This window comes from Nonomuraea sp. NPDC050478 (assembly GCF_044458265.1).
GTDB lineage: Bacteria > Actinomycetota > Actinomycetes > Streptosporangiales > Streptosporangiaceae > Nonomuraea > Nonomuraea ferruginea.
Map to the genome: position 1 here is coordinate 299,609 of NZ_JBITHT010000005.1, position 12,242 is coordinate 311,850.

Sequence of the window (12,242 nt, forward strand, 5' to 3'; positions counted from 1 at the left end):
TTGATCCTTTCGGCGTCGTCTGCCGCGTCTGACGGATACGAGAATTTCGCCCTGCGCAGACCCTCCCTTTACGGTTCGCCGGGCCGTGAGTACCAACCGCGGGCGGCGGAAGGGACGGTCGTGGTCAGCGCCCAGTGCGGCGGGAGGTGCGGAAACGCCTCCGCTGCGTTGCGCGACCTGATCAGAGGGTAAGTGGCCGCATATCCCCATCCGGAGGAGCGCGTCATGCCGAAGAAGGTAACCGCCGTCCTCTCCGTCGCGTTGCTGTCGGCGACCTGCCTGGCGGCCTGCGGCGGCGGCAACGAACAGGAAGCCGGCAACCGGATCACGGTCTGGACCGAGGAGAACCTCGAGGACCGGATGGCCGTGCAACAGCAGATCGTCAAGGAGTTCACCCAGCGGACCGGCATCCAGGTCGAGCTCGTGGGCATCGCCGAGGACCAGTTCAGCCAGGTCGTCACCTCGGCCGCGGCAGCGGGCGACCTGCCCGACGTGATCGGGGCGCTGCCCCTGGCGTCCGTCCGCGAGCTGGAGGCCAACGACCTCCTGGACACCGAGACCCCTGGCAAGATCGTCGACCAGCTCGGCCGCGACACGTTCTCGGCCCGGGCGCTGGAGCTCGACACCGGCGACGGCAAGCTGCTCGCGGTGCCCAGCGACGGCTGGGCCCAGCTCATCCTCTACCGCAAGGACCTGTTCGAGAAGGCCGGCCTGCGACCGCCCGACACCTACGAGGCGCTGGAGGCGGCCGCGGCCAAGCTGAACACCGGCGGCGTCGCGGGCATCACGCTCGCCGTGGCGCCGAAGGACTCCTTCACCGCGCAGAGCTTCGAGCACGTGGCGCTGGCCAACGGCTGCGAGCTGGTGGACGACGCGGGGAAGGTCACGCTCGGCTCGCCGCAGTGCGTGAAGGCCTTCGAGTTCTACACGAACCTGGCGAAGAACTACTCGGTCAAGGGCAATCAGGACGTCGACTCCACCAGGGCCACCTACTTCTCCGGCAAGGCGGCCATGACCATCTGGTCGTCGTTCATCCTCGACGAGCTGGCGGGGCTGCGCAAGGACGCGCTGCCGAGCTGCGAGCAGTGCCGGGAGAACCCCGAGTGGCTGGCCGAGAACACCGGCGTCGTGACCGCGCTGAAGGGGCCCGACGGGAGCGCGCCCGCGCAGTACGGCGAGATCGTATCGTGGGCGATCATGCGGGACGCCAAGACGGACCCGTCGAGCAGGTTCGTCTCGTACATGATGAACGAGGGCTACGAGCGGTGGCTCGGGATGGCGCCGGAGGGCAAGTTCCCCACCCGTCAGGGCTACGCGGAGAAGTGGGAGGCGCTGGAGGCCGGCGTCGACACCAAGAAGCCGCTGGGCGACATCTACCCGCCCGAGGTGCTCGAAGCGCTGCGCACCAGCCCCGAGACGTTCGACCGGTGGGGCATCCCGCAGGGCCAGGGCAAGCTGGTCGGCGCCGTGATGGGCGAGCTGCCCGTGCCCACCGCGCTGAGCGCGGTCGTGGCCGGATCGATCACTCCTCAGCAGGCCGCCGCCCAGGCCGCACGGGAGGTCGAGACCATCAAGCGCGGGATCCGCGAGTGAGGCGCGGGCGGACCCTGCCGGAGCAGGAGGGCAGGGCCGGGCTGGCGCTCATCTCGCCCACCCTGGTCATCACGCTGGTCGTGGTGGTCGTGCCGCTGCTGTGGGCGATCATGCTGGCGTTCCAGGACGTCCGGCTGATCAACATCCGCCAGTCCGGGCTCTTCGGCGACTACACGCTGGACAACTTCGCGTACGTGCTCGCCGAGCCGGGGTTCTGGTCGGCCCTGGTCAACACGCTCGTCTACACGGTGGCGGGCACGGCGCTGTCGATCGTGATCGGGCTGGTCGCGGCGCTGGCGCTGCGCGGCCGGTTCAGGGGCCGCACGGTGGTGCGGGCCTCGATCCTGATCCCGTACGTGGCGCCGGTCGTGGCGGTGGCGTTCCTGTGGGAGACGATGCTCAACCCGCAGTACGGGATCGTCAACACCTGGCTGGAGGAGCCGATCGCCTTCCTCACCCAGGCCCGGGGCACCTTCCTGGGCGTCGAGGTGCCGGTGGCGCTGCTCACGGTGATCGCCTTCGAGGCGTGGCGCTACTTCCCGTTCGCCTTCCTGTTCATCCTGGCGAGGATCCAGGCGCTGCCGTCGGAGCTGGAGGAGGCGGCGGTGGTCGACGGGGCCACGCCGACCCAGCGCTTCCGCTACGTGATCCTGCCGCAGCTGTGGCGGATCATCGCGCTGCTGTCGGTGCTGCGGTTCGTGTTCACGTTCACCAAGTTCGACGACGTCTACCTGCTGACCGGGGGCGGCGCCGGCACCGAGGTGGTCAGCGTGCGGGTCTACAACTTCCTGACCGCCCGCGACGACATCGGCGCCTCGGCCGCCCAGGCGATCGTGCTCGCGGTCGTGCTGGTCGTGTTCCTCGTCGTCTATCTCAGGTTCTTCGGCGGAGGTGAACGCGGTGAGCAGGGATAGGTTCGAGCGGGCGCTGTTCAGGGTGCTGCGGCCCGTGGTCATCGCGGTGCTCTTCCTGGCCACCGCGTTCCCCTTCTACTACATGGTCATGCTGTCGTTCCGGGACATCCAGGAGCTGATCCTGGAGCCCGGCTCGCTCTGGCCGCGGAGCTTCACCTTCGACACGTACGCGGACGTCCTGGACCGGCAGGGGTTCCTGACCTTCATACGCAACAGCGCGATCGTCGCCGTCGCGTCGGTGGCGGTGACCCTGCTGATCTCGATCCCCGGCGCGTACGCGGTGGCCCGGCTGGAGTTCTTCGGGCGCCGCCAGGTGCATTTCCTGTTTCTGGCGGTCTATCTTTTCCCGGCGATCGTGCTGGCCATTCCGCTGTTCGTGCTGTTCACCATGCTCGGGCTGCGGGGGTCGCTCGTCGGCCTGATCCTGGTTTATATCGCACAGACCGTGCCCGTCACGGTATACATGCTGCGCAACTACTTCGAGACCGTGCCGCAGAGCGTGGAGGAGGCGGCCGCGATCGACGGCTGCGGCCGCCTGTCGACCATCTGGCGGGTGGTGCTGCCGCTGTCCAAGCCCGCGCTCATGGCGACCGGCCTCTACGTGTTCATGATCGCCTGGAACGAGTTCCTGTTCGCCCTGCTCTTCCTGGTGGAGAAGCGGGACAGCTGGACCGTCTCGCTCGGGCTCTCACAGCTTGCGGGCAGTATCGAGATCCCGACGACGGTGCTCATGGCAGGATCGGTGGTTCTGACACTGCCCATCGTGATCATTTTCTTCGCCAGTGAGAGGCTCCTCACGGAAGGGCTCACGGCGGGAGCGGAGAAAGGATAGACCCATGCTGACGGCGGGGCAGGTCCTCCAGCTCATCCGCGACCGCACCTGCCGCACCCGCAAAGAACTGATCGAGGTCACCGGCCTGTCCCGGTCAACCGTCACCGACCGGGTCGACCGGCTGATCGAGGCCGGATACATCCACGAGTCCGGCGTCGCGACCTCCAGGGGCGGGCGGCCGCCCTCGGTGCTCGACATCGACGCCACCAGCCGGCTGGCGCTGGTGGCCGACCTCGGCGCCAGTCACGCCCGGGTCGCGCTGACCGACCTCGCGGCCCGGCCGATGGCCGAGGAGCACATCGAGATGCGCATCGCGCGGGGTCCGGAGGCGGTGCTCACGTGGGTGCGGCAGGCGTTCCGGCGGCTGCTCGACCGCACCGGCCGCCCCGCCGGCCAGGTCTGCGGCATCGGGCTCAACCTGCCCGGCTCGGTCGACCACGCCTCGGGGCGGATGATCAGGTCGTTCCTGATGCCCGGCTGGGACGACCATCCGATCAGCGAGGCGCTGCGGGCGGAGTTCGAGGTGCCTGTCCTGGTGGAGAACGACGCCAACGCGATGGCGCTGGGCGAGTGGTGGTCGTCCTGGCGCGGCTGCGCGTCGCTCGTCCTGGTCAAGGTGTCCACCGGGATCGGCACCGGCATCGTGCTGGACGGCCGGGTCTACCGGGGCGTCGAGGAGGCGGCCGGCAACCTGGGCCACGTCCGGCTGTCGGAGTCCGACGACCGGGTGTGCACGTGCGGCTCGCGCGGCTGCGTGGCCTCGCTGGCCAGCGGCCACGCCATCGCCACCGACCTGGGCCGCGACACCAGCCGTGACGTGGTGCGGCTGGTCCACAGCGGTGACCCTGCGGCCATCGCGCGCGTCCAGGAGGGCGGGCGGACGCTGGGCGTCGTGCTGGCCACCGCGGTCAGCCTGCTGAACCCCGGCGTGCTGGTGCTGGCCGGCGACATGGCCGAGACCGGCGAACACTACCTGACGGGCATCAGGGAGAGCGTCTACCGCAGGAGCCTGCCGTACACGACCCGCAACCTGGACATCGTCACCAGCTCGCTGGGCGACCGGGCGGGCATCGTGGGCACCGCGGTGATCGTCATGGAGCACGTGCTGTCGCCGCGGGCCGTGGACGCCGCGCTGGCCGCGCGGTCCGGCGCCGTCACCTGAGCGCCCGCTCCAGCTCCGCCCTGGCCTCCGTGAGGGAGGGCCCGTACCAGGTGAGCAGCCGGCCGCTGACCGGCACGCAGCGCAGGCCGGGGAACGACTCGGGGCCGTCGGTGTCGCTGAAGGCGTACGGCTCGTCCGGCAGCACCACCAGGTCGGGGCCGGCCCCGGCGAGCTCGGGGAGCGGGATCCTGGGATAGCGCTCGGGGTGGTCCGCGTACAGGTTGCGCACCCCGAGCCTGGCCAGCACGTCGCCGGTGAAGGTGTCACGGCCGACGACCATCCAGGGGCGGCGCCAGATCGGGATGACCGCCGTGCGCCGCGGGCCGCGGTACGGCTCGCGCCAGACCTCCCCGGCCTCGGCCAGCCAGGCGGGGACGGTCGTCCGGCAGGCGCCGGTGAACATGCGGGCCAGCGAGGTGAAGGCCTGGTCGAGGGTCTCGATCCTGGTCACCCAGACGGGCACGCCGGCCGCGCGGAGCGCCTCGATGTCGGGGGCGCGGTTCTCCTCGGCGTTGGCCAGCACGACGTCGGGGCGCAGCCGCCGGATGGCCTCCAGGTCCGGGTTCTTGGTGCCCCCGACCCTGGTCACGTCCAGGTCCGCCGGGTGCGTGCACCAGTCGGTCGCGCCGGTCAGGGCGCCGGGCAGGGTGGCGGCGACCGACTCGGTCAGCGACGGCACGAGGGAGACGATGCCGGAAACCGTCTCCGGTATCTGGACGGGAACTCCGGTGTCGTCTCGCAGGGCGGAATTCTCGCTTTTCAAACCAGACATCTTCCCCACAAATCACATTACTGGCGCATAGAATCTTGGAAAGATATTCTCATCTCCGGACCTGGGGGGCAGCCGGTTGGAGTCAGCTTCCATGGAGTTCGATCCGAACACGCCCAACGTCGCCCGGATGTACGACTACTACCTGGGCGGAAAAGACCATTTCCCGGCTGACCGGGAGGCGGCCGAGCAGATCCTCCGCATCGTGCCCGAAGCGAAGCTGGCCGCACGGGCCAACCGGGCGTTCCTCGGCAGGGCCGTACGCCACCTGACCGGTCTGGGCATCCGCCAGTTCCTCGACATCGGCACCGGCCTGCCCAGCCAGGGCGCCGTGCACGAGGTGGCCGACGGCTCCAGGGTGGTCTACGTCGATCTGGACCCGGTGGTCCTGGTGCACGCCAGGATGATGCTCGACGGCCAGGACAACGCCGCCGTCCAGGGCGACGTGCGCAATCCCAAGGAGATCCTCGACCACCCGGAGGTACGGAGGATCATCGACTTCCGGGAGCCCGTCGCCGTCCTGCTGGTCGCGATCATGCACTTCGTCCAGGAGTCCGAGAACCCGCGCGAAATCATCCGGACGCTGCGCGACGCGATGGCCCCGGGCAGCTACCTGGTCCTGAGCCACGGCGCCAGCGACTCCCGGCCGGACGCCGTCGAGGAGGGCACCGAGGTCTACAGCAGGGCCACCTCGCCGCTCGTCCTGCGCGACCGCGCCGGCATCGCGGCCCTGTTCGAGGGTTTCGAGCTGCTGGAACCCGGGCTGGTGTGGCTGCCGGAGTGGCGGCCCACCGAGGAGGACACCATCGACTTCGTCGACGACCCCTCCTCCTCGCTGGGCCTGTGCGGCGTCGCCCGCAGGAACTAGACGTTGCGGCGGTACTGCCCGCCCGCCTCGAAGAGCGCCTCGGTGATCTGGCCCAGCGTGCACACGCGGGCCGCGTCCATGAGCACCTCGAAGGCGTTGCCGTCGGACATCGCCACCTCGCGCAGCCGGGCCAGCGCCGCCGGGGCCTCGTCGCGGTGCCGCTCCTGGAAGGCGGTCAGCCGATCCAGCTGCGAGCGCTTCTCCTCCTCGGTCCCCCGGGCCAGCTCCAGCTTGTGCGGGACGTGGTCGTCGCCGTTGCGGAACGTGTTGACCCCGATGATCGGCAGTGACCCGTCGTGCTTACGCGTCTCGTACAGCATCGACTCGTCCTGGATCTTGCCGCGCTGGTAGCCGGTCTCCATCGCGCCGAGCACGCCGCCCCGGTCGGACAGCCGCTCGAACTCGCTCAGCACCGCCTCCTCCACCAGGTCGGTCAGCTCGTCGATGACGAACGAGCCCTGCAGCGGGTTCTCGTTGCGCGCCAGGCCCCACTCGCGGTTGATGATGAGCTGGATCGCCATCGCCCGGCGCACCGAGTCGGCCGACGGGGTGGTGACGGCCTCGTCGAAGGCGTTGGTGTGCAGGCTGTTGCAGTGGTCGTAGACGGCGATCAGGGCCTGCAGGGTGGTGCGGATGTCGTTGAAGTTCATCTCCTGCGCGTGCAGCGACCGGCCGGAGGTCTGGATGTGGTACTTGAGCTTCTGCGACCGCTCCCCCGCGCCGTACCTCTCCCGCATGGCGACCGCCCAGATGCGCCGGGCCACCCGGCCGAGCACACTGTACTCGGGGTCCATGCCGTTGGAGAAGAAGAACGACAGGTTGGGCGCGAAGTCGTCCACGTCCATGCCCCGCGCCAGGTACGCCTCCACGTAGGTGAAGCCGTTGGCCAGGGTGAAGGCGAGCTGGCTGATCGGGTTGGCGCCGGCCTCGGCGATGTGGTAGCCGGAGATCGACACCGAGTAGAAGTTGCGGACCCGGTTGCGGATGAACCATTCCTGGATGTCGGCCATCATCCGCAGGCTGAACTCGGTGGAGAAGATGCAGGTGTTCTGGCCCTGGTCCTCCTTGAGGATGTCGGCCTGCACGGTGCCGCGCACGGTGGCCAGCGTGCGGGCGCGGAGCTCGCCCGCCTCCTCCGCCGACGGCTCGCGGCCGTGCTCCTCGCGGAAGCGGTCGAGCGCCTGGTCGACGGCGGTGTTGAGGTAGAAGGCCAGGATCGTCGGCGCGGGGCCGTTGATGGTCATCGACACGGACGTGCTGGGTGACGACAGGTCGAAGCCGTCGTACAGGACCTTCATGTCGTCGAGCGTCGCGATCGACACCCCCGACGTCCCGACTTTTCCGTAAATGTCGGGCCGGAGGTCCGGGTCGTTCCCGTACAGCGTCACCGAGTCGAACGCGGTCGACAGCCGGGTCGCCGGCTGGCCCTCCGACAGCAGCTTGAAGCGCCGGTTGGTGCGGAACGGGTCGCCCTCGCCGGCGAACATCCGCGTCGGGTCCTCGTCGTCCCGCTTGAACGGGAACACGCCCGCGGTGAACGGGAACCGGCCCGGCAGGTTCTCGGCGCGCAGCCAGCGCAGCAGCTCGCCGTGGTCCTCGAAGCGGGGCAGCGCGACCCGGGGGACGCGGTTGCCGGACAGGGTCTCGCGCCAGAGCGGGGTGTGGATCTCCCGGTCGCGCACCCGTACCACCAGCTCGTCCGCGCTGTAGCGGGCTCTGGTGCCGGGCCAGTCGGCCAGCAGCGCCCGGCTCTCCTCGGTCAGCTCGCGCTCAGCCTGCTCGCTCAGCCTCGCCAGCCGCTCGTCCTCCTCGCCGAGCAGCGCCCGCACCGCCTCCAGCTGCTGGCGGCGGCGCGCCACCTCGGCCTGCGCGCGGGTCTCCTCGTGGTACGCGCGCACGCTCTCGGCGATCTCGGCCAGGTAGCGCACCCGCGACGGCGGCACGATGGCCGCGGACGCTTGCGAGGTACGGCCCTGGACGGGCGCCAGCAGGCCGGGGCCCGCCTGCAGGCCCTTCTCCGCCAGCAGGTCCTTGAGGTGGTGGTAGAGGGCGGTGACGCCGGCGTCGTTGTAGCGGGCCGCGATCGTGCCGAACACCGGCATGTCCTCGGGCCTGACGCCGAACGCCTCCCGGTTGCGCACCATCTGGCGGCGCACGTCGCGCAGCGCGTCCTCGGCCCCGCGCCGCTCGAACTTGTTGATCACCACGGCCTCGGCGAAGTCGAGCATGTCGATCTTCTCCAGCTGGGAGGCGGCGCCGAACTCCGGCGTCATCACGTAGATCGGCACGTCCACGTGCGGCACGATGCCGGCGTCGCCCTGCCCGATGCCGGGCGTCTCGACCACGACCAGGTCGTGCCCGGCGGCCCGGCAGGCGATGATCACGTCGTCCAGGCAGGCCGGCACCTCGCTGGGCGCGCCCCTGGTGGCGAGCGAGCGGAAGTAGGTCTGCGGGCTCAGGCTGTTCATCCTGATCCGGTCGCCGAGCAGCGCGCCGCCGCCCCGCCTGCGCGTCGGGTCGATGGCGATGACCGCGATGCGCAGCTTGTCGTCGTTGTCCACCCGGAACCGGCGGACCAGCTCGTCGGTGAGCGAGGACTTGCCCGACCCGCCGGTGCCCGTGATGCCCAGCACCGGGGCGTTCCTGCGGGCCGCGCGCAGTCCTTCGACCAGCTCCGCCGGGGCCCGTCCCGACTCGATGAGGGTGATCGCGCGGGCCAGCGCCGCCTGGTCGCCGGAGACCACGGCCTCCACCGAGGGCGCGCCCTCCAGCTCGACGTCGCACTCCTCGACCAACTTGTTGATCATCCCGGGCAGGCCCAGCCGCTGGCCGTCCTCGGGCGAGAAGACCCGCGCGACGCCCCGGGAGTGGAGCAGCTCGATCTCCTCGGGCACGATCACCCCGCCGCCGCCCCCGTACACCCTGATGTGGCCCGCGCCGCGCTCGCGCAGCAGGTCCACCAGGTAGGTGAAGAACTCCACGTGGCCGCCCTGGTAGGAGCTGATCGCCACGCCCTGGACGTCCTCCTGGATCGCGGCGTCGACGATCTCCTCCACCGAGCGGTTGTGCCCGAGATGGATGACCTCGGCCCCCTGGGTCTGGAGGATGCGCCGCATGATGTTGATCGCCGCGTCGTGACCGTCGAACAACGCCGCCGCCGTCACGAAACGTACGGGATGCACGGGTACATGCACGCCTGCTCACTCCTTCGTCAGTGGCCCTGTCATGAAGATACTAGGACGTCCTACTATTTCCCAGGCTTCCCTGGGTAGGGGTGCCTCATGCGTGCGATGACTTTGGTGCCGGGCAAGCAGGGCACGCTCGGCGTCACGGAGGTTCCCGATCCCCGGCCGAAGCCGGGCGAGCTGCTTGTCCAGGGCCTGGCGCTGGGCATCTGCGGGACCGACAGGGAGCTCGTCTCGGGCGAGTACGGCTTCCCGGGAGACGAGCCGATGATCCTCGGGCACGAGTCGCTGGGGCGGGTGCTGGAGGCGCCGGAGGGGTCCGCGTTCTCCCCCGGCGACCTGGTGGTGGGGGTGGTGCGCCGGCCCGACCCGGTGCCCTGCGGAGCCTGCGCCAGGGGCGAGTTCGACATGTGCCGCAACGGCGAGTACACCGAGCGCGGCATCAAGGAACGCGACGGCTACGGCAGCGAGCAGTGGACGGTCGAGGCCGGTTACGCGGTCAAGGTGGACCCGGCGCTGGGAGTGCTCGGCGTGCTGGTCGAGCCCACGTCCGTGCTGGCCAAGGCGTGGGAGCACATCGAGCGGATCGGCTCGCGGGCCTGGTTCCAGCCGGAGAGGGTGCTCGTCACCGGGGCCGGGCCCATCGGGCTGCTGGCGGCGCTGCTCAGCAAACAGCGCGGCCTGGAGGTGCACGTCCTGGACCGGGCGGAGAGCGGGCTCAAGCCCGAGCTGGTCACCGGCCTGGGCGCCACCTACCACTCGGGCAGCAGCCTGGACGCGGTCGGCGGCTACCGGCCCGACATCATCATCGAGGCGACCGGTTCCGGGTCACTCGTCTTCGAGTCCATGCTCAACACGGCGGCGGCCGGCATCGTCTGCTTGACCGGCGTCTCCAGCGGCGGACGGCACCTGCGGGCGGACGCGGGACAGATCAACCGCGACATCGTGCTGGAGAACGACGTCGTCTTCGGCACCGTCAACGCCAACCTGCGCCACTACCGGGACGCCGCGAAGGCCCTTCAGGAAGCGGACCGTTCCTGGCTGGACGCCCTCATCACCCGCCGCCTCCCGCTGAAGGAGTACGAGGCGGCCTTCGAGAAGGGCGACCACGTCAAGGTCGTCATCTCCCTGGAGTCCTGAGGTCAGGGCTGGGGGTCGTAGGGACGACGGCGACGGGGCGCGCCCGCGCCCACCGACTCCCGCGGCGGCGGCCCGGGCTGGGTGGGCACCGGGCTCCGCATGACGTACTGGGGTCCGATCCGCTCGATCTCCGGCTGGGCCGATGGCTCGTTCCACGGACCGTGACGATGATGGCCGCGGCGACGGCCCGCGAGGCGGAAGGCGATCACCACGGTGGTGACCACGATGAGGAGCAGCAGGGCCACCGGCGTGCCGATCAGGTCGAGCGGGTTGCTCCCGGGCTTGTCGGCCCGCTCGCGTAACGGGAACGGGTGCTCGGTCTCCCGGATCTCCGTCCGCTCGGCGTTGGCCTGGACGAGCCGCGGCAGGCCGTAGCCCACGACCTTGTCGGTGTCGCGGACCTTGCGCTTGAGCCACACGCGGTCGACGTTCGCCTCGATGGTGTGGATCTTGCCGCCTTCGACCCGTTCGACGATGCCGACGTGGTCGACGCCCTTGTAGCTCTTGCCGCCCCGCCAGTCGAAGAAGACCAGCGCCCCGGGTTCGGGCTTCTTCGTCCAGGCGCCCTGCTCGATGAACCAGACGGCATGGGACGGTGTCCAGGCGAACTGGCCGACGTACTCACCGATGCCGGCCTTGTCGGCGGCCCAGGCGATGAACATGTCACACCACGGCGCGTCCTTGTACTGGGGGTCCTGGACGCGCTCGGCGTACCAGTGGCCGAACTTGGTGTGCTGGCCGTCCTTCTCCCGGTACCCGAGTTCCTTTCGGACCGTTTTGAGTAACTTATCCGCGATCGGGTCCAGCTCGACTCCCCCCAGAGGCGTGGCAGATCACGATGGACTGTAATCGCGGCATCTCGGATGTGCGCGTGACACCCGGAAAGTGTCAAGCTATGAGCCGATATTTCGGTTGTGGTGCGCAAGTGAGACCAGAGGCAGGTGGGACCGGTGGTGTTACGCGCCCGCGCCCACGCGGTAGATCTGGTCGTCTCCCGCGCCGGGGGCGACCACGTCGGCCACGATGACGGTCACGTTGTCGGGCGAGCCCCCCTCGTTGGCCAGATCGATCAACCGCTGGACGGCCGCCGCCGGGTCTGCCACCGTGGTCAGCACCTCGTGCAGGACCTCGGGCCCGAGCACCGTCGTGAGCCCGTCGGAGCAGAGGAGGTAGCGATCGTCGGGGTCGGCCTCACGCAGCGCCAGGTCGGCGTCAGCCCTGCCCTCGCTGCCCAGCACACGCAGCACCATCGAGCGGCGCGGGTGGACCGCGGCCTGGTCTTCGGTGATGCGCCCCTCGTCGACCATCGACTGGACGAGCGTGTGGTCCTTGGTCATCTGGTAAAGAGCGCCGTCGCGAAGCAGGTATCCGCGAGAATCACCCAGGTGGGCCAGCGAGAACCGGAAGCCGTCGAACAACATCGCGGTCACCGTCGTGCCCATGCCCCTGCGCGCGGGGTCGATCTCGGCCAGCTCGACAAGCCTGCGCCCGGCCTCGCGGACCGCGCCGTCGAGCGCCGACTCCAGGTCGCACCCCGTCTCGGGAAGCGTGGCGTCGAGCTCGCGCATGACGGCGATCGCCGCCGCGCTCGCCAACTCGCCGGCCGCGTGTCCGCCCATCCCGTCAGCCACCACGAGCAACCGGCCACTCGCGTATCCGGAATCCTCATTCTGCTCCCGGCGGCGGCCCACATCTGATCCGGCGGCATAGCGGATGTTGTGCTTCATACCCCGCAGTAAATCACTGGTTGAAAGACTTCACAAGCAGATGCGCTGAAGA

Annotated in this window: 10 protein-coding genes; 6 read left to right on the forward strand and 4 right to left on the reverse strand. The window is 69.8% G+C overall.

Annotated features, from left to right (window positions below; translation table 11 throughout):
* Positions 1 to 225 precede the first annotated feature (225 nt).
* From ACIBF7_RS26230 to ACIBF7_RS26245, 4 genes are read left to right on the forward strand one after another with little or no spacing between them, the layout of a single operon-like run.
* Entirely contained in the window at positions 226 to 1,593 is a 1,368-nt protein-coding gene (locus ACIBF7_RS26230) for an ABC transporter substrate-binding protein (RefSeq protein WP_271275466.1), read from the forward strand.
* Positions 1,590 to 2,507, forward strand: coding sequence for a carbohydrate ABC transporter permease (locus ACIBF7_RS26235; protein ID WP_219545671.1), 918 nt, complete (start codon positions 1,590 to 1,592; stop codon positions 2,505 to 2,507). The genes ACIBF7_RS26230 and ACIBF7_RS26235 overlap by 4 nt, the downstream gene beginning before the upstream one ends.
* On the forward strand, positions 2,494 to 3,339 hold the full coding sequence (locus ACIBF7_RS26240) for a carbohydrate ABC transporter permease (RefSeq protein WP_271275467.1): 846 nt from the start codon (positions 2,494 to 2,496) through the stop codon (positions 3,337 to 3,339). Before ACIBF7_RS26235 ends, ACIBF7_RS26240 begins: the two co-directional genes overlap by 14 nt.
* A 4-nt stretch (positions 3,340 to 3,343) precedes the next feature.
* Positions 3,344 to 4,501, forward strand: coding sequence for an ROK family transcriptional regulator (locus ACIBF7_RS26245; RefSeq protein ID WP_271275468.1), 1,158 nt, complete (start codon positions 3,344 to 3,346; stop codon positions 4,499 to 4,501).
* Here ACIBF7_RS26245 and ACIBF7_RS26250 read toward each other — a convergent pair.
* Complete coding sequence (locus ACIBF7_RS26250) at positions 4,494 to 5,264, reverse strand: helical backbone metal receptor (protein ID WP_378525229.1); 771 nt, start codon at positions 5,262 to 5,264, stop codon at positions 4,494 to 4,496. The genes ACIBF7_RS26245 and ACIBF7_RS26250 overlap by 8 nt on opposite strands.
* A gap of 100 nt (positions 5,265 to 5,364) precedes the next feature.
* On the opposite strand from ACIBF7_RS26250, the gene ACIBF7_RS26255 reads away from it, so the two are divergent.
* On the forward strand, positions 5,365 to 6,138 hold the full coding sequence (locus ACIBF7_RS26255) for an SAM-dependent methyltransferase (protein WP_271275469.1): 774 nt from the start codon (positions 5,365 to 5,367) through the stop codon (positions 6,136 to 6,138).
* On the opposite strand, the gene icmF is transcribed toward ACIBF7_RS26255, so the two are convergent.
* Entirely contained in the window at positions 6,135 to 9,332 is a 3,198-nt protein-coding gene (gene icmF, locus ACIBF7_RS26260) for a fused isobutyryl-CoA mutase/GTPase IcmF (protein ID WP_271275470.1), read from the reverse strand. The two genes, ACIBF7_RS26255 and icmF, sit on opposite strands and share 4 nt — an antisense overlap.
* Positions 9,333 to 9,419: 87 nt before the next feature.
* Between icmF and ACIBF7_RS26265 the strand changes: the two genes are divergently transcribed.
* Positions 9,420 to 10,463 (forward strand): glucose 1-dehydrogenase, encoded by a 1,044-nt coding sequence (locus ACIBF7_RS26265; protein WP_271275471.1) that lies wholly within the window; start codon positions 9,420 to 9,422, stop codon positions 10,461 to 10,463.
* A gap of 2 nt (positions 10,464 to 10,465) precedes the next feature.
* Here ACIBF7_RS26265 and ACIBF7_RS26270 read toward each other — a convergent pair whose 3' ends face one another.
* Both ACIBF7_RS26270 and ACIBF7_RS26275 read right to left on the reverse strand, forming a co-directional pair.
* Positions 10,466 to 11,284 carry a CHAP domain-containing protein gene (locus ACIBF7_RS26270; protein ID WP_397198585.1) on the reverse strand — a complete coding sequence of 273 codons (819 nt, stop codon included), beginning with the start codon at positions 11,282 to 11,284 and terminating at the stop codon, positions 10,466 to 10,468.
* Between the two features lie 135 nt (positions 11,285 to 11,419).
* Entirely contained in the window at positions 11,420 to 12,190 is a 771-nt protein-coding gene (locus tag ACIBF7_RS26275) for a PP2C family serine/threonine-protein phosphatase (RefSeq protein ID WP_148033970.1), read from the reverse strand.
* Positions 12,191 to 12,242: the final 52 nt, after the last annotated feature.